General features: G+C 64.3%; 22 protein-coding genes. 11 read left to right on the top strand and 11 right to left on the bottom strand.

Going from position 1 to position 22974, the window contains the following annotated elements; genetic code table 11:
- Positions 1-21: 21 nt before the first annotated feature.
- Positions 22-1575 carry a substrate-binding domain-containing protein gene (locus tag RXV88_RS02845; RefSeq protein ID WP_316290546.1) on the top strand — a complete coding sequence of 518 codons (1554 nt, stop codon included), beginning with the start codon at positions 22-24 and terminating at the stop codon, positions 1573-1575.
- Between the two features lie 10 nt (positions 1576-1585).
- Here RXV88_RS02845 and radC read toward each other — a convergent pair whose 3' ends face one another.
- From radC to dnaK, 3 genes are all read right to left on the bottom strand, one after another.
- Complete coding sequence (radC, locus tag RXV88_RS02840; RefSeq protein ID WP_316290544.1) at positions 1586-2344, bottom strand: RadC family protein; 759 nt, start codon at positions 2342-2344, stop codon at positions 1586-1588.
- A gap of 85 nt (positions 2345-2429) precedes the next feature.
- On the bottom strand, positions 2430-3578 hold the full coding sequence (gene dnaJ, locus RXV88_RS02835; protein ID WP_316290543.1) for a molecular chaperone DnaJ: 1149 nt from the start codon (positions 3576-3578) through the stop codon (positions 2430-2432).
- Between the two features lie 81 nt (positions 3579-3659).
- Positions 3660-5582: a molecular chaperone DnaK gene (dnaK, locus tag RXV88_RS02830; RefSeq protein ID WP_316290541.1), complete on the bottom strand. Its 1923-nt coding sequence runs from the start codon at positions 5580-5582 to the stop codon at positions 3660-3662.
- A gap of 218 nt (positions 5583-5800) precedes the next feature.
- Between dnaK and RXV88_RS02825 the strand changes: the two genes are divergently transcribed.
- Complete coding sequence (locus RXV88_RS02825) at positions 5801-6406, top strand: alpha-ketoglutarate-dependent dioxygenase AlkB (protein ID WP_316290539.1); 606 nt, start codon at positions 5801-5803, stop codon at positions 6404-6406.
- Between the two features lie 2 nt (positions 6407-6408).
- On the opposite strand, the gene RXV88_RS02820 is transcribed toward RXV88_RS02825, so the two are convergent.
- The gene (locus tag RXV88_RS02820; RefSeq protein ID WP_316290537.1) at positions 6409-7005 is read right to left on the bottom strand and encodes a COG3650 family protein; all 597 of its coding nucleotides are present in this window, start codon (positions 7003-7005) and stop codon (positions 6409-6411) included.
- Positions 7002-7832 (bottom strand): ABC transporter permease, encoded by an 831-nt coding sequence (locus RXV88_RS02815; protein WP_316290535.1) that lies wholly within the window; start codon positions 7830-7832, stop codon positions 7002-7004. Before RXV88_RS02815 ends, RXV88_RS02820 begins: the two co-directional genes overlap by 4 nt.
- Positions 7833-7969: 137 nt before the next feature.
- Here RXV88_RS02815 and cysQ point away from each other — a divergent pair, with 137 nt between their 5' ends.
- The 8 genes from cysQ (at position 7970) to RXV88_RS02775 (ending at position 17420) form a co-directional block, all read left to right on the top strand.
- Complete coding sequence (gene cysQ / locus RXV88_RS02810) at positions 7970-8767, top strand: 3'(2'),5'-bisphosphate nucleotidase CysQ (protein ID WP_316290532.1); 798 nt, start codon at positions 7970-7972, stop codon at positions 8765-8767.
- A gap of 4 nt (positions 8768-8771) precedes the next feature.
- A complete protein-coding gene (locus RXV88_RS02805) occupies positions 8772-10004 on the top strand; it encodes a glycosyltransferase family 2 protein (RefSeq protein WP_316290530.1) in 1233 nt (410 codons plus the stop codon).
- 139 nt (positions 10005-10143) lie between these two features.
- Positions 10144-11040 carry a UTP--glucose-1-phosphate uridylyltransferase GalU gene (gene galU, locus RXV88_RS02800; protein ID WP_316290528.1) on the top strand — a complete coding sequence of 299 codons (897 nt, stop codon included), beginning with the start codon at positions 10144-10146 and terminating at the stop codon, positions 11038-11040.
- Positions 11041-11046: 6 nt separating this feature from the next.
- Positions 11047-12030 carry a UDP-glucose 4-epimerase GalE gene (galE, locus tag RXV88_RS02795; RefSeq protein ID WP_316290526.1) on the top strand — a complete coding sequence of 328 codons (984 nt, stop codon included), beginning with the start codon at positions 11047-11049 and terminating at the stop codon, positions 12028-12030.
- Positions 12011-13216 carry a glycosyltransferase family 1 protein gene (locus RXV88_RS02790; RefSeq protein WP_316290525.1) on the top strand — a complete coding sequence of 402 codons (1206 nt, stop codon included), beginning with the start codon at positions 12011-12013 and terminating at the stop codon, positions 13214-13216. Before galE ends, RXV88_RS02790 begins: the two co-directional genes overlap by 20 nt.
- Before the next feature lie 16 nt (positions 13217-13232).
- Entirely contained in the window at positions 13233-14285 is a 1053-nt protein-coding gene (locus RXV88_RS02785; RefSeq protein WP_316290522.1) for a glycosyltransferase family 2 protein, read from the top strand.
- Entirely contained in the window at positions 14282-15982 is a 1701-nt protein-coding gene (locus tag RXV88_RS02780) for a beta-1,6-N-acetylglucosaminyltransferase (RefSeq protein WP_316290520.1), read from the top strand. The genes RXV88_RS02785 and RXV88_RS02780 overlap by 4 nt, the downstream gene beginning before the upstream one ends.
- A 7-nt stretch (positions 15983-15989) precedes the next feature.
- A complete protein-coding gene (locus RXV88_RS02775; RefSeq protein WP_316290518.1) occupies positions 15990-17420 on the top strand; it encodes a nodulation protein NodH in 1431 nt (476 codons plus the stop codon).
- Between the two features lie 9 nt (positions 17421-17429).
- Here RXV88_RS02775 and RXV88_RS02770 read toward each other — a convergent pair whose 3' ends face one another.
- From RXV88_RS02770 to RXV88_RS02745, 6 genes are all read right to left on the bottom strand, one after another.
- Entirely contained in the window at positions 17430-17894 is a 465-nt protein-coding gene (locus RXV88_RS02770; RefSeq protein ID WP_316290517.1) for a PTS sugar transporter subunit IIA, read from the bottom strand.
- A gap of 53 nt (positions 17895-17947) precedes the next feature.
- Positions 17948-18511: a ribosome hibernation-promoting factor, HPF/YfiA family gene (gene hpf, locus RXV88_RS02765; RefSeq protein WP_316290515.1), complete on the bottom strand. Its 564-nt coding sequence runs from the start codon at positions 18509-18511 to the stop codon at positions 17948-17950.
- A gap of 251 nt (positions 18512-18762) precedes the next feature.
- Positions 18763-19524 (bottom strand): LPS export ABC transporter ATP-binding protein, encoded by a 762-nt coding sequence (gene lptB / locus RXV88_RS02760; RefSeq protein WP_316290513.1) that lies wholly within the window; start codon positions 19522-19524, stop codon positions 18763-18765.
- Positions 19524-20012, bottom strand: coding sequence for an LptA/OstA family protein (locus RXV88_RS02755; protein WP_316290511.1), 489 nt, complete (start codon positions 20010-20012; stop codon positions 19524-19526). The genes lptB and RXV88_RS02755 overlap by 1 nt, the downstream gene beginning before the upstream one ends.
- Before the next feature lie 13 nt (positions 20013-20025).
- Positions 20026-20622, bottom strand: coding sequence for an LPS export ABC transporter periplasmic protein LptC (gene lptC / locus RXV88_RS02750; protein ID WP_316290509.1), 597 nt, complete (start codon positions 20620-20622; stop codon positions 20026-20028).
- Between the two features lie 9 nt (positions 20623-20631).
- On the bottom strand, positions 20632-21246 hold the full coding sequence (locus RXV88_RS02745) for a ribonuclease D (protein WP_316290507.1): 615 nt from the start codon (positions 21244-21246) through the stop codon (positions 20632-20634).
- A 956-nt stretch (positions 21247-22202) separates the two neighbouring features.
- Here RXV88_RS02745 and RXV88_RS02740 point away from each other — a divergent pair.
- Entirely contained in the window at positions 22203-22892 is a 690-nt protein-coding gene (locus tag RXV88_RS02740) for a sugar transferase (protein ID WP_316290505.1), read from the top strand.
- Positions 22893-22974 lie beyond the last annotated feature (82 nt).

Raw genomic sequence — 22974 nt, 5'->3', positions numbered from 1 at the left:
CAGGGCGACCGGGGCGTCTGAATGTGGCACGTGCGTGCGGCGGTTTTCGCCGCACTTTTTCTTGCAGGACTTGCGTCGCAGGCGGTGGCACAGGATGTAACGCTGCGCGCCCGCGATGGCGCGATCGAGCTGTCCGGCACTCTTCTGGGCTTTGACGGCGAATTCTACCGGCTGGATACGGAATACGGCGAGCTGACCATCGACGGGTCGGGCGTGCTCTGCGACGGACCGGGGTGCCCGTCGCTGACCGATTTCGTGGCAGAGATCGACATTTCCGGCTCGGCGACCGCCGGTCAGGTCCTGATGCCCGCCCTGCTCGAGGGATTTGCGCGGCGCAACGGGATGGGCGCCGACAGGCGGCCCATCGACGACAGCCATTTCACTTATGAATTGTCCCGCGACGGCAAGATCGTGGGCCGGTTCCATTTCCGCCTGACCACAACCGACGAAGGTTTCGCCGATCTGCTGGGGGGCGACGCCGATATCGCGATGGCGCTGCGCGAGATCCGGCGCGAGGAACTGGCCCGCGCGCGCGAGGCCGGTCTGGGAGAGCTCGACCACCCCAACCGCAGCCGGGTTCTGGCGCTCGACGCGCTGATACCGGTGGTCGCGCCGGGCAATCCGGTGGACGCCATCTCGGTCGCCGATCTGGCGCGGGTGGTCGCCGGGCAGATCGACAATTGGCGCGATCTGGGCGGGCCGGATGCGCCAATCGCCGTTCATCTGCGCGACCCCGGTTCGGGTCTTTTGCAGAATGTCGAGGATCGTCTGATGGCCCCCGCGCGGCTGGAACCGCAGGCAGGGGCGGTCGCGCACATGACGAACGAAGCGCTGGCGCAAGCCATCGTGCGCGACCCGTTCGGCATCGGGATCGCCAGCTTTTCAGAGATAGGCAACGCCAAGCCGCTGACGCTGACGGGGCCCTGCGGCTTTTCCCTGCGCGGCACACGGCGCAACATCAAGACCGAGGATTACCCCCTCACCGCGCCGATGTTCCTCTACCTTCCCGCGCGTCGCCTGCCCGCGCTGGGGCGCGATTTCCTGCGCTACACCCGCAGCGATCCGGCGCAGATCGTGATCCGGCGCGCGGGCTTTGTCGATCAGGATCCGGAAACGATCCCGATCAACCTGCAGGGCGACCGGCTTGCCAATGCCATCGCGGTGGCCACAGGCGACGACGGGCTGACGCAATTGCAGGACATGATGACGACGCTGGGCCCGATGCAGCGCCTCAGCACGTCGTTCCGGTTCGAGGCCGGGTCGGTCCGGCTGGATGCGCAATCGCGCTCGAACGTGCAGCAGCTTGCCCGCTCGATCGAGGGCGGCGCCTATGACAGCCGGCACATGGTGTTCGTCGGGTTTTCAGACGGACAAGGGCCTGCCGGGGCAAATCTCGCCATCGCCCGCCGCCGCGCCGAGGCCGTGCGCCGCGCCGTGATCGACGCGGCCGAGACAGCGGACGCCAGCAAGCTCGACATCACCAGCACCGCCTTTGGCGAGGCGATGCCCATGGCCTGCGACGACTCAGCCTGGGGGCGCCAGGTGAACCGGCGGGTCGAGGTGTGGCTGCGCTAGGCCCGTAGGGTCAAAGAAGCCCCTCCGCCCGGAAGCTGAGTTCGCGGGACCGGCCGATGATCAGATGATCGTGCAGGGTGATACCCAGCGCCTCAACCGCCAGTTGAATCTGCGCGGTCATGTCGATATCCGTCTGGCTGGGCGTCGGGTCGCCGGAGGGATGGTTGTGCACGAGGATCATTGCGCTTGCATTCACCTCCAGCCCGCGCTTGACCACCTCGCGGGGATAGACGGGCACATGATCGACCGTGCCGCGCGCCTGCGCCTCGTCGGCGATGAGCACATTCTTGCGGTCCAGGTAGAGCACCCGGAACTGTTCGGTTTCACGATGCGCCATCGTCGTGTGGCAATAATCGACAAGCGCGTCCCAGGAACTGATCACCTCTTTGCGGAGCACGCGGGCGCGGGACAGGCGATGCGCCGCGGCCTCGATGATCTTGAGTTCCGTCACCACGGCGTCGCCAACGCCCGGGGTTTCCGTCAGCCGCGACACCGGGGCCGACAGGACCCCGTTGAAATCGCCGAACCGGTCCAGCAAGGCGCGCGCCAGTGGCTTGACGTCGCGGCGGGGAATGGCGCGGAAAAGGACCAGTTCCAGCATTTCGTAATCGGGCAAGGCATCGGCCCCGCCCACCATGAAGCGTTCGCGCAGCCGCGCGCGGTGATCACGGAGATACGACGGCTGCACCGCGGCAGGTTCAGCGATCTGAGCCTCGTCCATGTCGAACAGGGCGGCCTGAGAATCGGAAAAATGCGGTCCTTGGATCATTCCGCGACGATGCCGGGATTCTGATGAATTAAACGTAAACGGCGGCCCGAAGGCCGCCGTCCGAAACAGGTGCATGACCGGGCGTTCAGCCCTTCATCGAATCCCAGAAATTCTTGACCGACGAGAAAAAGCTCTTTGATTCCGGGTTGTTGTCCTCGGACATCGCTTCGAATTCCCGCAGTAGCTCTTTCTGCTTGGAGGTCAGGTTGACCGGCGTTTCCACCGCAAGTTCGATGAACATGTCGCCTTGCCCGCCGCCCCGCAGAGCCGGCATGCCCTTGCCGCGCAGACGCATCTGGCGGCCCGATTGCGACCCGGCAGGGATCTTGACCCGGCTGCGGCCGCCGTCGATCGTCGGCACTTCGATGTCGCCGCCCAGCGCGGCGGCGATCATCGACACAGGCACCCGGCAGTGCAGCTCGGTTGCGTCGCGTTCAAAGATCGGGTGCCGGGTGACCTCGATGAAGATATAGAGATCGCCCGGAGGCCCGCCGCGCATCCCCGCCTCGCCTTCGCCGGCAAGACGGATGCGGGTGCCGGTTTCCACGCCCGCGGGGATATTCACCGACAGCGCGTGCTCTTTCTGGACGCGCCCGTTTCCGCCGCATTTGGTGCAGGGGTTCTTGATGATCTGACCCAGACCAGAGCAGGTCGGACAGGTGCGTTCGACGGTAAAGAAACCCTGCGTCGCGCGCACCTTGCCCATGCCGGAACAGGTCGGGCAGGTGGTCGGCTCCGCACCGCCTTCGGCGCCGGACCCGGAGCACGAATCGCATTGCACCGAGGTCGGGACGGTGATCGTCTTTTGCAGGCCGGAATAGGCATCCTCCAGCGTCACGCGCAGATTATAGCGCAGGTCCGCCCCGCGCGAGGCGCGCTGACGGCCCCCACGGCCGCCGCCCATGAAATCGCCGAAGAGATCGTCGAAGACATCGGAAAAGGCCGAGGCGAAATCGCCCTGACCGGCACCGCCGCCAAAGCCGCCGGGACGCCCACCGCCCATGCCGCCCTCGAATGCGGCGTGGCCGAAACGGTCGTAGGCGGCCTTCTTCTCGGGGTCCTTGAGAATTTCGTAGGCCTCGTTGGCCTCTTTGAACTGGTCTTCCGCCTTGGGGTTATCGGAATTGCGGTCGGGGTGCAGTTCCTTGGCCTTCGTGCGATAGGCTTTTTTGATCTCGTCAGCCGAGGCGCCCTTGGACAGGCCAAGCACTTCATAAAAATCGCGTTTGGACATTCACGCCCTCCTTCGCTCGGAACGCTGAGGGCCGGCCCGGCATCCGGACCGGCCCCTTTATCGGTTCCGAGGGCTGTGGCCTCAGGCCCGCTTGTTGTCGTCGAGGTCCTCGAAATCGGCGTCGACGATGCTGTCGTCCTCGTCGCCGCTGCGCGGCGCATCCGCCGCTTCGGGGGTTTCTTCGCCGGCTTCGGCCTGTGCCTTGTAGATCGCCTCGCCCAGACGCATGGCCGCTTCGGTCACGTTCTGGATGCCCGACTTGATCTTTTCAGCCGAGGCGTCGTCCTTTTCGAGGTCGTCCTTGAGCGCGGCAATCGCCAGCTCGATGGCCTCGACGGTCGACGGGTCGACCTTGTCGCCATGATCTTCGAGCGACTTCTCGGTCGAGTGGATCAGGCTTTCGGCCTGGTTCTTGGCTTCGATCAGCTCGCGGCGTTCCTTGTCGGCCTCGGCGTTGTCCTCGGCCTCCTTGACCATGCGCTCGATGTCGTCATCAGACAGACCGCCGGACGCCTGGATCGTGATCTTCTGCTCTTTGTTGGTGCCCTTGTCCTTGGCGCTGACCGACACGATGCCGTTGGCGTCGATGTCGAAGGTCACTTCGATCTGGGGCATACCACGCGGTGCGGGCGGGATTTCCTCGAGGTTGAACTGGCCGAGCATCTTGTTGTCCGCGGCCATTTCACGCTCGCCCTGGAAGACCCGGATGGTCACGGCGTTCTGGTTGTCCTCGGCGGTCGAGAAGATTTGCGACTTCTTGGTCGGGATCGTGGTGTTGCGGTCGATCAGACGGGTGAACACGCCACCCAGCGTCTCGATGCCCAGCGAAAGCGGGGTCACGTCGAGCAGGACCACATCCTTGACGTCACCTTGCAGAACACCGGCCTGAATGGCGGCGCCCATGGCGACGACCTCGTCGGGGTTCACACCCTTGTGCGGCTCTTTCCCGAAGAACTTGGTCACCTCTTCGATGACTTTCGGCATCCGGGTCATACCGCCGACCAGGACCACTTCGTCGATGTCCGACGTCGACAGACCGGCATCCTTCAGAGCGGCCTGGCAGGGCTTCATCGAGCCTTTGATCAGGTCGCCGACCAGGCTTTCCAGCTTGGCGCGGGTCAGCTTCATGACCATGTGCAGCGGCTGGCCGTTCGAACCCATCGAGATGAACGGCTGGTTGATCTCGGTCTGGCTGGCGGACGACAGCTCGATCTTGGCCTTTTCGGCAGCTTCCTTGAGACGCTGCAGCGCCATCTTGTCCTTGGTCAGATCGACGTTGTTCTCTTTCTTGAACTCGTCGGCCAGGTAGTTGACGATGCGCATGTCAAAGTCTTCACCACCCAGGAACGTGTCGCCGTTGGTCGACTTCACCTCGAAAAGGCCATCGTCGATTTCCAGCACAGTCACGTCGAAGGTGCCGCCGCCAAGGTCGTAGACGGCGATGGTCTTGCTGTCTTTCTTGTCGAGCCCGTAGGCCAGCGCGGCGGCGGTCGGTTCGTTGATGATCCGCAGCACCTCAAGCCCGGCGATCTTGCCGGCGTCCTTGGTGGCCTGACGCTGGGCGTCGTTGAAATAGGCGGGAACGGTGATGACGGCCTGCGTCACCTCTTCGCCGAGATAGCTTTCGGCGGTTTCCTTCATCTTTTGCAGGATGAAGGCGGAAATCTGGGAGGGGGAGTATTTGTCACCCTTGGCGCGCACCCAGGCGTCGCCATTGCCGCCGTCGATCACCTCGAACGGCATGTTCTTGCGGTCTTTCTGCAAATCCGAATCGTCGTTGCGACGCCCGATCAGACGCTTCACGCCGAAAATGGTGTTTTCCGGGTTGGTCACGGCCTGCCGTTTCGCAGGCTGGCCCACCAGACGTTCGTCGTCGGTGAAGGCCACGATCGAGGGCGTCGTGCGCGCGCCTTCGGAGTTTTCGATCACGCGCGGCTGCGATCCGTCCATGATTGCGACGCAGCTGTTGGTGGTGCCGAGGTCAATACCAATCACTTTGGCCATGTTTTCGATCCCTTCTGTCACTTCAAGGCGATGTCACGAGGCGCGGGACCCGTTGTGGCATCCTGCCCCGCCTGTCTACGACCGGCCCGACGGCCCGCCGCGTTCGGAGGGTATATAAGGAGGGGGTATCGGGCCTGCAAGCGCCGCAAGCGCAGGGTTTTCCGCATTTGGGCGGGAAAATCTTTGCCACTCGGTGTGGAAACCGGGAAAATGGCGCCATGAACGAGGTTATCGACCGGCGCGGTTTTCGCATTTTCCCTGGATATTTCGACAGCGAGTCGCAGATCGCTTTGGTCGAGGATCTGCGCGAGGTGCTGCGGCAGGCCCCTCTGGTGCAGCCGGTCACGCCGCGCGGCCAAAAGATGAGCGTGCGGATGTCGGCGGCGGGGCGGTTCGGCTGGATCAGCGACCGCAAGGGCTATCGCTATGAGGAAAGGCATCCCTCGCGCGTGCCCTGGCCGCCGATCCCGGACCGGGTTCTGGCGCTCTGGGGCGACGTCGCGGGGTGCCCGCGCGATCCGGAATGCTGCCTGATCAATTGGTATGGCGAGGGCGCGCGCATGGGGCTGCACCAGGACCGGGACGAGGCGGATTTCACCTGCCCGGTGGTGTCGGTCAGCCTGGGCGACGAAGGGCTCTTTCGCATGGGAAACGTCGAACGAGGTGGCAAGACCGAGTCGATCTGGCTGCGGTCGGGCGATGTGGTGGTGATGGGCGGCGCCGCGCGGCTGGCCCATCACGGGGTCGACCGGATCCGGTTCGGATCGTCGTCGCTCTTGCCCAATGGCGGGCGGATCAACCTGACGCTGCGGGTGGTGACCTGAGGCTATTCCATCTGCAACGTGCAGCACCCCGACAAAAGCCGCGAGGTCTGCCCGCCCAGCATCAGCTGCGCGCCCAGGCCGTAAGCGCGGTCCGACATGCCGTCGCTGCATTCTTCGCGGCGCACGGTCAGGGCGCCCTGAACCTCCGCCCCGCCCATCCACACGCCGTGGGGGCCAAAGCGCCCCTCCGTCAACCGCAGCGCCCCCGCCTCCATCGCCAGATACGGGCCGTCGGGCGTGGTCATCAGCGCCGGGCCTTCGGGGGTGACGTCGATGGACCAAAACGGCTCTGTCCCGAAGCAGCGGAATTGTTCGGCGTCGGGAAAGGTGCCGCCCGGCTGCACGGCGAGATAGCCCAGATGCGCCCAGCCTGCCCCCTCGGCCAGGTTGACCCGGCCCCAGTTCCCGTCCGAGGCCGTCACCTCGACCCAGCGGGCATCGTGCACCAGCGCACCGACGATGGGCGCGTCGCCGCTGGGCGCGGCGCGGACGTTCAGCACGTCGTCCGGCGACACCCCCGTCACATCGGCCAAGGCGGGCCAGTCCTGCGCCGCCGCCGCACTGGCGCAAAGCACCCAAATCGCGAAGACCCGGATCATCGCCGCGCCCCCCACGAGGCCGAGGCGTGTTTGCGCGTATAGAATTCAGCCATCAGCCCGATCATGATCAGCACCAGCGACAGGTAAAGCGCGTATTCCCAATCGGAATTGCGCGGGTTGTAATTGGCGAAGGCATAGCCGCGCGACTGGTCGATGGTGTGAAAGAGCGGGTTCCAGTCGAACATCACCAGCATGTATCCCGGCATGGCATTGGCCACGAACATCTTGCCCGATGCGATCATGTTGGCGCGCTGATAGACGGTCGAGATAATCGACACCGGCGTCGGAAACCACGGCTTGGCCGCCAGGAACACCATGCCAATGGCGGCGCCGGAAAACCACGACAGCAGGATCATCGCGATACAGCCGATGGGATCGTAAATCTCTTGCATCACGAAGGGGTTGAAGGCCACGTCATAGACAAAGAGGATCGCGAAGAGCGACAGGAACTGGATGTAGAGCGTGCTCAGCATCGCCGAGGCGATGGCGATGGCCGTGTTCATCGGCGCGTGCTGCATCATCGGGCTCGCCGGCCCCTCGGACCCGACGACCGCGCCCAGGGTTTTGGTGTGGGTCATGTAAAGGAACACGCCCGTCATGATGTAGATCATGAAATCCCCGCGCAGCGCGGTGCCGCGCAGCCCGAGGATCATGAACATGACGTAGAAGGCCATCACGAAGATGATCGTCTGCAGCATGTTCATGAAGATCGCCATGAAGGCGTTGCCGTGGGTCTTGCGCACGGCGCGCACCGAATTGTGGTAGATCAGCTCGCACACATAGACTGCCGAAGCCAGCCGCGACCGGGGGGCGCTGTTCTGAAACATCTGTCCTGCTCCACCAAGCCGCGATGCGGCGGTCCATGCGATGCGGCATTCTTGCCGTTCTTGCCGGTTCGAAGCATAAGAGGGCTGAGCTTTCAAATCAATAAATCCGCGCAAACCGGCGCGCAAAGAGAGGCATTGTGAATTATTCGACACTGAAAGAGGTCATGCGGCGGCTGGCCATCGAGGCCGGCGCGAAGATCATGGAAATCTACGATGCCGACAATTTCGACGTCACGCTGAAATCCGACGACAGCCCGGTCACCGCCGCCGATCAGGCCGCCGACAAGATCATCGCCGACGGTCTCCGCGCCGCCTTCCCCGATTGCGCCATCGTGACCGAAGAGCAGGCCGCCAGCCACGATCTGGAGGCCGACACCTTCCTGATCGTCGATCCGCTGGACGGCACCAAGGAATTCATCCAGCGCCGCGGCGACTTTACCGTCAACATCGCGCTGGTCGAGAACGGTGTGCCGACGCGCGGGGTGGTCTATGCGCCGGCGCGGGGGCGGATGTTCTATACCGACAGCGTCGGCCATTCGGTCGAAGAAGAAGGCCCGTTCGATCCGGCCACCTCTGGCGAGACAAAGCCGATCCGGGTCTCTGCACCCAACAACGACGCGCTGATGGTCGTCGCGTCGAAATCGCACCGCGATCAGGCCACCGACGATTACATCGGCAAATACAGCGTCGAGGACATGCGCAGCGCCGGATCCTCGCTGAAATTCTGTCTGGTGGCGACAGGCGAGGCCGATCTCTACCCCCGGCTGGGGCGCACGATGGAATGGGACACCGCCGCGGGTCATGCGGTTCTGGCCGGTGCGGGGGGCCGCGTGGTGCGGTTCGACGATCACACGCCGCTGGTCTACGGCAAGGCCGGGTACGCCAACCCCTTCTTCATCGCCTATGCGCCGGGCGTGGAGCTGAAGGAAGGCTAGGCCGGTGGGGTCCGCCCGGCCGGTCAGCATTGTCATCGTCAGCCGCAACCGGCCCGATGCGCTGCGGCTGTGCCTGACCGGCGTGGCCCAGCTCGACCATCCCGCCTATGAGGTGATCGTGGTGGCCTGCCCCGCCGGGCTGGCCGCCGTGGCCGCGCATCCGCAGGGCCAGCACGTCAAAACGGTCGCCTTCGACCGGCCCAACATCTCGGAGGCGCGCAACCTCGGCGTCGCGCTGGCGGCGGGCGAGGTCGTGGCCTTCATAGACGACGATTCCGTGCCGGAACCGCTCTGGCTGAGACACCTGACCGCCCCCTTCGACGACCCAGAGGTCGCGGCCAGCGGCGGCTATGTGATCGGGCGCAACGGGATCTCGTACCAATGGACGGCGCGCAGCGTCGATGCCCGCGCCGAAACAGCGCCGATCCCGATGCCCGACGACACCCCGCTGGTGCTGCACCCCGCGCCGGGCCGGGCGGTCAAGACCGAAGGCACCAACATGGCCTTGCGCCGCGAGGTGCTGGCCCAGATGGGCGGCTTCGACCCCGCCTTTCGCTTTTACCTGGAAGAGACCGATCTGAACATGCGGCTGGCCCGCGCCGGGCAGGCGACGGCGATCGTGCCGCTGGCGCAGGTGCATCACGGCTTTGCCGCCAGCGCCCGCCGCGGCGCGGACCGCGTTCCGCGCGACCTGACCCAGATCGGCGCGTCGCTGGCACTCTACCTGCGCAAGCACTGCCCCGAAGACCTGCACGACAGCGTCTGGACAAGGTTCCGCGCCGCTCAGCGCGACCGGCTCTTGCGGATCATGCAATCGGGTCCGCTGGGACCCGACGACGTGGGGCGGCTGATGAAGGGGCTGGACGCGGGCTGGCGCGAGGGCCGCGCGCGCGATCTGCCGGCCTTGCCCGCCCTTCCGCGCGCTGCCGCGGGTTTCGCCCCCTTCCCGGGCCGTCCCGACGCGCCGCGCCGCAGCCTTTCCGGCCGCCCGTGGCAGCGCCGCGCGCTGCACGCCGCCGCCGCCGAGGCCGTGCGCAAGGGGCAGATCGCCACGCTGGTCAGGCTGTCGCCGACGGCGCTCTATCACCGTGTGCGGATGCATCCCGACGGATATTGGGAACACATCGGCGGGATCTGGGGCCGCGCACAACGGGACAACGCCTTGATCCGCATGACCACCTTTCGCCGCCGGGTCGCCGAGGAAATCGCCCGTGTCACGCCGGTGCGCGGGGAATGACTGTCCCGAAATCGCACCTGCCCCGGACTTTCGCAGAAAAGTTGCACATTTTGGGTGTCGCTTTGACAAACAACGTGTAGTGAAACTCGGCGCTCCCTGCGATAAGAACAGGACAGGCGGAGCGTTTAGGAGCGGGCGAATGCGAAACAAGGTAACCAAGGCGATCTTTCCTGTAGCGGGGCTTGGCACACGGTTCCTGCCAGCGACGAAATCGGTTCCGAAAGAGATCATGACCCTGGTGGACCGGCCCCTGGTGCAATACGCCATCGACGAGGCGCGCGCCGCCGGCATCAAAGAGTTCATCTTTGTCACCTCGCGCGGCAAGGGTGCGCTTGAGGATTATTTCGACCACTCCCCCCAGTTGGAGCAGGAGCTGCGCAAGAAGGGCAAGGACGACCTTCTCGAGACGCTCAAGAACACCAACATGGATTCAGGCGAAATCGCCTATATCCGCCAGCACAAGGCGCTTGGTCTGGGCCACGCGGTGTGGTGTGCCCGGCGTCTTATCGGTAACGAACCCTTTGCGGTGATGCTGCCCGACGACGTGATCGCCGCCGAAAAGCCCTGTCTCCAGCAGATGGTCGAGGCCTATGCCGAAACCGGCGGCAACATGGTCGCCGCGATGGAGGTGCCCGCCGACAAGGCGCAGAACTATGGCGTGCTGGACATGGCCGAGGACATGGGCGCGATGGTGTCGGTCAAGGGTATGGTGGAAAAGCCCGCCGCCGGCACGGCGCCGTCGAACCTGGCGGTGATCGGGCGCTATATCCTGTCGCCGAACGTGCTGCGCAACCTCAGCAAGATCAAGTCCGGCGCCGGGGGCGAAATCCAGCTGACCGACGCCATCGCCCAGGAGATCGGCAGCGATGGCAGCGGCGTCTACGGCTACCGGTTCCGCGGCCAGCGGTTCGACTGCGGTTCGAAGGCCGGGTTCCTGCAGGCCACCGTCGCCTTCGGTCTGGCGCGCGACGATCTGCGTGACGATCTGGAAACCTATCTTCAGGAACTCATGACCGCGCGCAAGGCGGCGGAATAACGGCCGATGCCCAATGTGATGGTGACCGGGGGCGCGGGCTATATCGGAAGCCACGCCTGCAAGGTGCTTGCGCGCGAGGGCTTGACCCCCGTCACCTACGACAACCTGTCGACCGGCTGGCAGCAGGCGGTCAAGTTCGGCCCGTTCGAACAAGGCGATCTGCTGGACCGCGCCCGGCTGGACGCGGTCTTTGCGCAGCACAATCCCGTCGCCGTGATGCATTTCGCAGCGCTCAGCCAGGTGGGCGAGGCGATGGCGAAACCCGGCCTCTACTGGCGCAACAACGTCGAAGGCTCGCTGACGCTGATCGAGGCGGCGGTCGCGGCGGGCTGCATGAATTTCGTCTTCAGCTCGACCTGCGCAACCTATGGCGAGCACGACAACATCGTGCTGGACGAGGACACGCCGCAGCAGCCGCTGAACGCGTATGGCGCGTCGAAACGCGCGATCGAGGATATTCTGCGCGATTTCGAGGCCGCCTACGGCCTGCGCCACGTGATCTTTCGCTATTTCAACGTCGCCGGTGCCGACCCCGAGACCGAGGTCGGCGAATGCCACCGCCCCGAAACGCATCTGATCCCGGTTATGCTCGAGGCGATCGACGGCCAGCGCCCCGCGCTGACCATCCACGGCGACGATTACGACACGCCCGACGGCACCTGTATCCGCGATTATGTGCATGTCATGGACCTGGTCGAGGCGCATGTGCTGGGGCTGAAATGGTTGCAGGACGGGCGCGAAAGCCGCGTGTTCAACCTTGGCAGCGGCAAGGGCTTTTCCGTGCGCGAGGTGATCGACGCCAGCCGCGCCGTCACCAACCGCGAGGTGCCGCATTCCGTCGGCCCGCGCCGCCCGGGCGATGCGACCAAGCTGGTGTCGGGCTCGACCCGCGCCGCGGCGGAACTGGGGTGGAGCCCCGGGCGCTCGACCATGCAGCAGATGATCACCGACGCCTGGGCCTGGCACAGACATGGACCTTACGAACGCTGACCCGCCTGCCCGCCTGCTCGACCTGACGCGCCTGATCAGCCGCGCCGGGCGGGCGCAGACCGGCGTGGACCGCGTGGAATACGCCTATCTGAGCCACCTGCTGTCTCAGGCCACGCCGCTTTACGGGCTGGTGCGCACGCGTCTTGGGTTTGTCCTGCTCGACCGGGCGGGCTGCGCCGCCATACGCGACAGGCTGCGGGATGACGATTGGGGCGCGCCGGACCTTCTGGCGCGCTTGTCGCGCAAGGCCGATCCCGTGCGCCTGCGCGCCGAGGCCGATCTGCGCCGCGTCGCCGCCGCCCGGTGCCTGCCGCGCGGGCTGGGCCGGATGCTGCGGCGTCATCTGCCGGCGGGGACGCATTACCTGAACACCGGGCACAGCAACCTGAGCGACCGGGTGATTACGGCGGTCCGGGCCATTCCGCAAAGCCGCATTGCGGTGCTGATACACGACACGATCCCGCTGGATCATCCGCAGTTCCAGCGCCCCGGCAGCGTGGACCGCTTCCGGCATTTCCTGACCCGCGTGGGGCGCGCCGCCGATCTGCTGATCTGCAACACGGCCCAGACCCGCGCCGACATCGCCCGCCATCTGGGCGCGGACGGCCTGCCGCAGACGGTGGTCGCGCATCTGGGCGTGCCCCGCCCCGTGCCTGGGACGGCCCCCGCCGGGCCGTGGACCGGGCAACCCTATTTTGTCTGTCTGGGCACCATCGAGCCGCGCAAGAACCACGCGCTGCTGCTGGACCTCTGGCCCGACATCCCCGAGGCGCATCTGCTGATCTGCGGCCACAGGGGCTGGGAAAACCACGCGGTCTTTGCCCGGCTCGACGCCGGGCAGGACCGGGTGCACGAGCTGAACGGCCTGCCGGATGAGGCGATCTTTGCGCTGCTCCGCGACAGCGCCGGGCTGCTTTTTCCCAGCCTTGCCGAAGGCTATGGCCTGCCGCCCATCGAGGCGGCGGCCCTTGGCCGGCCGGTTGTCTGCAACGACCTGCCGATCTACCGGGAAGTGCTTGGGGATATACCCATTTACGCAGAGGTGTCAGACGGTTATCTTTGGCGCACAAAGATAATCGAGCTGGCCAAGGATCATGCCGCGGGCAAACGCCCATCTCAGCACAAAGGTGGCTTTACGCCGCCGGATTGGGATGCGCATTTCAAGACCGTGTTAAGGCTGATCTGATAGCCGCCAAAAATCGATGCCGGGACGCTGGCATCCAGACAGGCACAAGGGCGCAGGCGTGGGCGCATGGCAATCATACCGGCTTCGGCTACAGCGGAAGCGCTGGCGCATCCGCGCCTACCGCAAAAGCCGAGAGCTTTCGCCGGTGTCCCTGCGCCACGACCAGCTGCGCCCGTCGGACATCTTCGTTTTTTCCACGCAACGCAACGAAGGTGCCCGCCTGCCCTATTTCCTGAGGTATTACAGGGACATGGGGGTCAACCACTTCTTCTTTGTCGACAACGACAGCACCGATGGATCGCTGGATTACCTGGCCCAGCAAAAGGACGTTTCGGTCTGGACCACGCGCGCCAGCTACAAGCGCGCGCGGTTTGGGGTCGACTGGCTGAACTACCTGATGCTGAAACATGCCCACGGCCACTGGTCGCTGGTCGTCGATCCGGACGAACTCTTCGTCTACCCGTTCAGCGACACGCGACCGCTGCGCGCTTTGACCGACTGGCTGGATGCCTCGTCGATCAAGTCGTTCAGCGCCATGCTGCTGGATATGTATCCCAAAGGCCGGATCGACGCCCAGCCCTACCGGCCCGGGCAGAACCCGCTTGAGATCGCGTCGTGGTTCGACGCGGGCAATTACACGATCCGCCGCAACCCGCGGTATGGCAACCTGTGGATCCAGGGCGGCCCGCGCGCGCGCATGTTCTTCACCGACCAGCCCGACCGCGCGCCAGCGCTGAACAAGGTGCCGCTGGTCAAATGGGACCGGCGCTATGCCTATGTCAGCTCGACCCACAATCTGCTGCCGCGCGGGCTGAACCTCGTCTACGACGAATGGGGCGGCGAAAAGGCCAGCGGCGTGCTGCTGCACACCAAGTTTCTCGACACCTTCACCGTCAAGGCGCAGGAAGAGCTGGACCGCAAACAGCATTACGCCGGGTCCAAGGAATATCTGGCCTATGCCGCCGGCATCCGTGACAACCCGGAACTCTGGTGCAAGTGGTCCGAGAAATACATCAACTGGCGCCAGCTTGAGATCCTTGGGCTCATGTCGAAAGGCAACTGGGCATGAGCGTCGGGATCGTCATGCTGGTGCACACCGCGTTGGGGCGCGCCGAACAGGTGGCGCGGCACTGGGCGCGCGCCGGCTGCCCGGTGGTGATCCATGTCGACAAGATCGTGCCGCGCCGGGTCTATAACGACTTTGTCGCCGGGCTGGCGGACGTGTCCGTGATCCGGTTTTCCCGCCGTCACCGCTGCGACTGGGGCACCTGGGGGCTGGTGGCCGCCAGCCAGGACGCCGCCGAGCTGATGCTGGACAAGTTTCCCGACGTGCGCCATGTCTACCTGGCCTCTGGGTCATGCCTGCCGCTGCGCCCGGTCGAAGAGCTGATCGAATATCTCGAAGAGCGGCCGCGCACCGATTTCATCGAAAGCGCCACCACCGCCGATGTGCCCTGGACGGTCGGCGGGCTGGACCAGGAACGCTTTACACTGCGCTTCCCGTTCTCGTGGCGCAAGAACCGCTATCTCTTCGACCGCTTCGTCGAGCTGCAGCGCAAGGTTGGTTTTCGCCGCCGGGTGCCCCCCGGCATCACGCCGCATATGGGCAGCCAATGGTGGTGCCTGACCCGGCAGACGCTGTCGGCGATCCTGCAGGACCCCGACCGCCGCAAATACGACCGGTATTTCCGCCATGTCTGGATCCCGGATGAATCCTATTTCCAGACCCTGTCGCGGCTCTATTCCACCAATATCGAAAGCCGGTCGCTGACCCTGTCGAAGTTCGACTTTCAGGGCAAACCGCACATCTTCTACGACGATCATCTGCAACTGCTGCGCCGCTCGGATTGCTTTGTGGCGCGCAAGATCTGGCCGCATGCGGAACGGCTCTATCAGGCGTTCCTGACCGACCCGGCGGGCGCGATGAACCGGACCGAACCGAACCCCGGCAAGATCGACCGCATCTTCGCCAAGGCCGTGGACCGCCGCACAAGGGGCCGCCCGGGGCTTTATATGCAAAGCCGGTTTCCCAACCAAGGCTGGGAAAACGGGCTGACGGCTGGGAAATATTCGGTCTTTCAGGGCTTTGCCGAGCTTTTCGAGGATTTCGAGCCCTGGCTGGCGCGGGCCACCGGGGCGCAGGTGCATGGCCATCTCTTCGGCCCGGCACGGGCCGAATTCGCGGGCGGGCAGACCGTGGTCAACGGGGCGCTGTCGGACAATGCCGCCCTGCGCGACGCCAATCCGCGCGCCTTTCTGACCAACCTGCTTTGGAACACCCGGGGCGAGCGGCAGTGCTTTCAATACGGCCCCCGCGACAATCCCGACATCAACTGGCATTTCAGCCGCGACCCCAATGCGCAGATCAGCGTCGTTTCGGGGGCCTGGGCGGTGCCACTGTTCAAGTCGAACGCCAATTTCGCCGATCTGCGCCGCGAGGCCGCCAAGCTGCAAAAGATCGAGGCCAAGATGCTGGACGAGCTGCGCTCGCCCGACGTCAAGGCCCGCGTCCGCATCTGGACCATGGCCGAATTCATCGAGGCCCCGATGGAACCGCTGCAGGTCATCATCGACGAGATCGGGCTGAAGGCGCCGCGCCGCCTGTCCGAGGCGCCGCGCATGGCCGATCTGACCGGCTTTGGCCAGTTCCTGCAGAACCTCAAGAACCAGGGGATGCATCCCTATCTGATGGGCGATTTCCCTGTCGATCCCGCCCCACGCCACGATCCGACCTCTGCCCGCAAACCCTATCTGATCAAGAAATAGGCCCCGCATGTCCGACCGCTTCGACTATTTCGTCGTCTTCGCTGAAATGCGCACCGGATCGAATTTTCTCGAGGCGAATCTGAACGCCTTCGACGGGCTGACCTGCTATGGCGAGGCGTTCAATCCGCATTTCATCGGCTATCCCACGACCCGCGACATCCTGGGGATCAGCCAGCTGGAACGCGACGCGGATCCCGATCGCCTGCTGGGCCAGATCCGCCATGCGACCCCCGACGGCATCGGCGGGTTCCGGTTCTTTCACGACCACGACGCGCGCATCCTGCCGAAACTGCTGGCGGACGAACGCTGCGCCAAGATCATCCTGACGCGCAATCCCGTCGACAGCTACGTCAGCTGGAAGATCGCCCAGAGCACCGGCCAGTGGAAACTGACCAACGTCAAAAAGCGCAAGGACGCCAAGGCGCAGTTCGATCCGGGCGAGTTCGAGACGCATCTGGCCGCGCTTCAGGCGTTCCAGATCACCCTGATGAATGCGCTGCAAATCAGCGGGCAGACCGCCTTTTATGTGGCCTACGAGGATTTGCAGGACGTCGATGTGATGAACGGGCTGGCGCGCTGGCTGGGCTGCCGGGATCAGCTGAAATCGCTGAACACCGCGCTGAAGCGCCAGAATCCCGAACCGGTCTCCGAAAAGGTCGACAATTTCGAGGCGATGCGCGCAGCACTGGCCAAGCTGGATCAGTTCAACCTCACCCGCACCCCAAATTTCGAGCCGCGCCGCGGGCCGGTGGTGCCGGCCTATACCGCCGCCGCCAAGACGCCGCTGCTTTACATGCCGATCCGCTCGGGGCCGGAACCGGCGGTTCTGGCGTGGCTGGCGGATCTGGACGGGGTCACGACCGACGATCTGACCCGCGACTTCACCCAGAAATCCCTGCGCCAATGGAAGCGTGACCGGCCGGGGCACCGGTCGTTCAGCGTGCTGCGCCACCCGGTCGCGCGGGCGCACGATGCGTTTTGCTCAAGGATCCTGCACACCGGCAAGGGCAGCTTTGCCCAGATCCGCCGCACGCTGATCCGCGCCCACAACCTGCCCCTGCCCGAAGGCGATCCCGGCCCCGATTACGACGTCGCCGCCCATCGCGAGGCGTTCACGGCATTCCTGGCGTTTCTCAAGGCGAATCTGAACCGGCAAACGGCCGTGCGCGTGGATGCCCATTGGGCGACGCAGGCGCAGTGCATCCAGGGCATGGCCGAATTCACCCTACCCGACATGCTGGTGCGCGAAACCGAGATGGCGGAATACCTGCCTGCGCTGGCGATGCAGGTCGGCCACCCCGCGCCGCCGGATCCGCAGCCGGTGCCCATCGCCGCGCCGTTCGGGCTGGCCGACATCTATGACGACCAGATCGAAAGCCTGGCCCGCGACGCCTATGCCCGCGATTACGTAATGTTCGGATTTGACGACTGGGCCTGAGCCGAGGGCTCAGGCGGCCTGCGCCGACTGCGCTTCGGTCAGCAGCGTGTAGATCGTCGGCGCGTCGCGATTGGCGCGCAGCTTGCGGCACAGCCCCGCGTCCCGCAGCGTCCGCGACACCAGCGCAAGCGCCTTGAGATGTTCGACCCCGGCCTCCTCGGGCGCAAAGAGCGCAAAGACCACATCAACCGGCTGACGGTCGACCGCCTCGAAGCTGATCGGCTTTTCCAGCAGAATGAAGGCGCCCACCACGTCGTCCAGCCCGGCGATCCGTGCGTGCGGCAGGGCCACGCCGTTGCCGACGCCGGTGGGGCCGAGGCTTTCGCGTTCCAGCAGCGCATCGACGGCCATGCCTGCGTCGAACCCGTAGGCCGCTGCCGCCAGATCCGCGACATCGTTCATCAGCCGCTTCTTGCTGATGGCTGCCGACACGACCTTGACGGCCTGAGGCTTCAGGATCTTCTGTACGTTCATGAACTGCCCGTTATCTGACGCTGCGGTTGCTGGCTGCGCGAACGGACCGGCCCTTACGGGTCGATCCAGCCGATATTCCCATCGTCGCGCCGGTATACAACGTTCACACCGTCTTTCTTTTCGTTTCGGAACACCAGCACCGGCGCCCCTGCCAATTCCATCTGCATCACGGCCTCGCCCACGGTCAAGGACGGGATCTTGGTCTCCATCTCGGCGACGATCATGGGCTGAAGCGTCTCGGGTTCGTTTTCCGATGCCTCGTCTTCTCCGGCAAGGATATACGAGGACGCGCCAATAAGTTCAACGGGTTCCGTGCGGTCCTTGTGATGATCCTTGAGACGGCGCTTGTAGCGGCGCAGCTGCTTGTCCATTTTCTCGCAGCAGCTGTCGAAAGAGGCATAAATCTCGGTCTCATGCGCCTTGGCGGTTGCGGTCAACCCGGTGGAAAGATGCACCGTCGCTTCGCAAACGAATTCATGCGCGCTTTTGGAAAAGACGACAAGGGCATCGGTTGGCCGGCCAGCATACTTTTCAAGCATGGCCCCCAGCTCTGTCTTCACATGGGTCTGAAGAGCGTCGCCGATGTCGATGTGTTTTCCAGTGATCTGATAGCGCATTGTCGTTCCTTCTTGTTGGTGTCAGGACCGGCCAAAACGGCCTTGCGGCCGGTTGCCTGCGGGGGTCCTGTCAGGAGAAACGCTCGCCTTCGCTGGCTTGTGGCAAACCGCCCTCGGGACTAAGGGTGCAGCTGGCCAACCATGCGAAAAAGCAAAGCGTCATACCCCATTTGAGGTGAGAAGAGGCCTGTCTGTCAATAAAATCCGCACAGCGGGGGCTGCAAAACATTGTCCGGCGGGGGCGGCAAGTTTCAACCTATACGAAAGTTGTCGCCCAGATACACGCGCCTGACGTTTTCGTTGCGCACCACCTCGTCCGGGCTGCCCGACATCAGCACGGTGCCGTCGTGCAGGATATAGGCACGGTCGACGATTTCGAGCGTTTCCCGCACGTTATGGTCGGTGATCAGCACGCCGATCCCGCGTTTCTTGAGGTCCGCCACCAGGTGCCGGATATCGCCGACGCTGATCGGATCGACCCCGGCGAAGGGCTCGTCCAGCAGCAGGTATTTCGGATTGGCCGCAAGGCAGCGCGCGATCTCGACCCGGCGGCGCTCACCGCCCGACAGCGCCAGCGCGGGCGCGCGGCGCAGGTGTTCGATGGAAAACTCGCCCAGCAATTCCTCGAGCCGCTCGCGCCGCCGGTGCCGGTTGGGTTCCGAGATATCGAGAACCGAACCGATATTGTCCTCGACCGAGAGCCCCCGGAAGATCGACATTTCCTGCGGCAGATAGCCGATGCCCAGCCGCGCACGGCGATACATCGGCAGATAGGTGGCATCCACCCCGTCGATCAGCACCTGCCCGCCTTCGGGGTTCACGATGCCCGCAATTGCATAAAAGGTCGTGGTCTTGCCGCAGCCGTTCGGGCCGAGCAGTCCCACGACCTCGCCCCGGTCCAGCCGGATCGACACGTCGCGCAGCACCACCTTCTTACGGTAACTCTTGCGCAGATGCTCGACGCGCAGGCCGCTGTCGCCTTCGGTGACCGTCAATTCGGGGGGCGGCGCCATCACTGGTCCCCCGTCTGCAACACCGTCCTCACCCGGCCCGACATCTGCGCGGTGCCGTCCTCGAGGTTCACCACCATCCGTTCCGAGGTCAGCGCGTTACCGCCCTGCGTCAGCAACACGTTACCCACCATCTCGATGGTGCCGGCGTCGATGTCATAATCGGCGCGGTCGGCCTCGGCGGCCTCGTCGCCGCTGACCAACGTGACGCCGCCCGACGCCTCCAGCCGGTCGATCCGGCGCGCGCCTTCGGAATAGACGACCAGAACCTGCGGGGCGGCCAGGCGCATCTCGCCCTGCCCGATCACCACGTTACCGGAATAGAGCGCGGTGCCGTCAGACTGGTTGACCGAAAGACTGTCGGCGCTGACCTCGACGGGGGCGCTGGTGTCTTGCTTGATGCCGCCGAACGCAAGCGAGGTGCCCTGCGCCTCTGCGGTGGACAGGCCCAGCGCGGCGCTTAGGCCCGCAACCAACAAAAACCGGATCATAGGCAGCATCCCGTCACTTTTGCGGATCATATATCAGCTTTACACCATCGGTGAAAAGCAATTGCACCGACCCGTCCTCGGGGTCCGATGTGATGGTCATTCTGCCGGCGGTGAATTCCCCCGCAGGGCCGCTGCCCGAGATCGGCCCGACGCTTTCGGCCGACACCTTGTCCAGCGCGGTGCGCAACCTGTCGGTCGTCACATGATAGCCCGTGCTGCTGTCGATCTCGACACCGCCCGTCAGATCCACCAGCCGGTTCTGATCCCGCATCTCGGCCCCGACGGAATTGAGCGTGATCAGGCTGCCGTCGGACAGACGCAGGCTGGCGGCAATGTTCTCGGCACGCAGCACGTCGCCATCGTCGGGATAGGCCGCTTGGGCGGTCATGGTGATCGCATCGCCGCGCTCGGTGGTGCCCGCGAAATAAGGCGCGCGCACGCCTTCGCGCAGCGGCCCGCCATCGGATTCGCGGCCCAGCGGCACGTTGCCCCCCGGCTCGGACCGGTTCGAGATCAGAAAGATCGTCGACAAGAGCACAAGGGCGACCAAAGGCAGCAGCACCTTGAGCCAGGCGATCAGCCGCGAATATGTGCTGTAGCTGCGCGCCAAGCCGAGCTCTTACGAATGCGCGAAAATGTCGGTGTCGGGCCAGCCGGTCAGATCGAGCTTGGCGCGCATCGGCAGGAAATCGAAACAGGCCTGCGCCAGTTCCGCCCGCCCTTCACGCTCCAGCATCTCGGTCAGAGCCTCTTTCAGGCGATGCAGGTACAGCACATCCGAGGCCGCGTAGTCGATCTGCGCCTTGCTCAGCGTATCCGCCCCCCAGTCGCTGGATTGCTGCTGCTTCGAGATGTCGACGCCGAGCAATTCCTGCAGAAGGTATTTCAGCCCGTGCCGGTCGGTATAGGTGCGCACCAGACGGCTGGCGATCTTGGTGCAATAGACCGGTGCGGTCCGGACGCCGAAGGTATGTTCCAGCACCGCGATGTCGAACCGCCCGAAATGAAAGAGCTTGAGCACCCCGGGATCGGCCAGCATCCGGCAGAGGTTGGGTGCCTCGGTCTGACCTTTGGCGATCTGCACCAGATGCGCATCGCCGTCCCCGGAGGACAATTGAACGACGCACAAACGATCCCGGTGCGGGTGCAGGCCCATCGTCTCGCAATCGATGGCGACCGCGTCGCCAAGGTTCAGATCGTCCGGCAGATCGCCCTGATGCAGATGGTTGGTCATTTTGTATCGCCCTTTCGTCTGTGGCGCGGCATAGCCTCAGCGCCTTTGCGATGCAACGGCGGCCGGGCAGTTGGGTGCGCCACATTTCGCCGGCATCGCGGCCCGATTTGGGCAGAATTTTGACGAAATGAGGCGAATCAATGGCGGATCGCCACCTGATTCTGTCAGCGCTCCTCACCCGGCAGGCAGCGTTGTAACATTTCGTGAGGATGATCCTTCTCCCTTAGCGTGTCGCGCCCAGGGGTTTGAAAGGCGAGCTTACCCGGATCGGCGCGGGCGAGCCACCCGAACCGCAAAAGTTAAGCGCCGCAAGGACCGCACACCGCGGCACCGGAATACCAGCTACGCTATCGTTCCCAAATGCAAACCAATAGACATTAAAATTCTCGCAAAGATTGTGAGAATGGTTCGTGATCTCACATATATCACCGCCCAGGTCGATTACTGTTGCGTAACTACGAACAATGACGCGCGAAGAATGGAAAAAGTATTTAGCCATGAAAATATAGGCTTTTCGGGCATCTATTTACGGTAACCCAGCGAATCCCTCTCGGCTTCATCACGTCGCGCCGCACTGGCTTACCCACGGCACCCGATAGGCCTTCAGTCAAAGCCTCTCGACTTCCACGTCTCTGAAAACAATCAAGAGTTGTCCGAATTCTGATCAGTTGACGGGCGTGATGGCGATCCGGCATAACGATAGGTGTCCAGAAATTGAACACATTTCTGACGAATTTAGTCGTAGGGCACTTGGGGGCTGGTGCTTGCATTTTGGAGTAAATGGTAAGTCTGCTGAACACCGCTCGAAGCTGAATAAATCGCAGAACTGACGGGGCAAACACCCCATCCACGACCGATTCCCATTCGGGAATCGAACGGAATTCTGCGCGCTTTTGACGGGGTCCAACGGACGCACGCCAATTTGCTTTGCACTGCGTAAGTCCGGAGGGGTCGGGATGACGTTTCATATGCGCCAGCCGCTACACGCGGCGGAGTTCGAAAAGACGGTCGACGAGGCGCTTTTTGCCGCCCCGCGCAGCGCTTTCTACCGTGACGTCGTCAAACGTGGGCTGGATGTGGGTTTGGTGCTGATCGCCGCACCCATCGTTCTGCCGGTTCTGATCATTCTCGCCGCTCTGATCGCGCTGGACGGCAGCTCGCCGATCTACCTGCAGCGCCGCATCGGGCGCAACGGGCGGATTTTCCACATGTGGAAACTGCGCAGCATGGTACGGGACGCCGACACGCTGCTGGAACGCCACCTGGCCGAGGACCCGGCGGCGCACGCCGAGTGGACCCGGACACAGAAACTGCGCCGCGATCCGCGCATCACCCGCATCGGGCGGTTCATCCGCAAAACCTCGCTCGACGAACTGCCGCAGCTCTGGAACGTGCTGCGGGGCGAGATGTCGGTCGTGGGGCCGCGCCCGATGATGGTCGAACAACAAGACATCTATCCCGGCACTGCCTATTACGCCCTGCGGCCCGGCATAACCGGCTTCTGGCAAATCTCGGTCCGCAACGAATCGAGCTTTGCCGAACGTGCCGGGTTCGACACCGCCTATCTGCGCCAGCTGTCCTTCATGACCGATCTGCGCGTGATCCTGCGCACCTTCCGCGTGGTGGTGACCGGCACCGGCTGCTGACGCGGCACCGCTCTCTCGGTTCCGGCCGCTCTCATCCGGGACGCCCAAGGCCCCGCCCTCTCTCCGGCGGGGCTTTTCAATC

Source organism: Aestuariicoccus sp. MJ-SS9, from assembly GCF_032586235.1.
Lineage (GTDB): Bacteria > Pseudomonadota > Alphaproteobacteria > Rhodobacterales > Rhodobacteraceae > Aestuariicoccus.
Note: the sequence above shows the minus strand (reverse complement) of the source record. Positions and strands in the feature narration are given on the sequence as shown.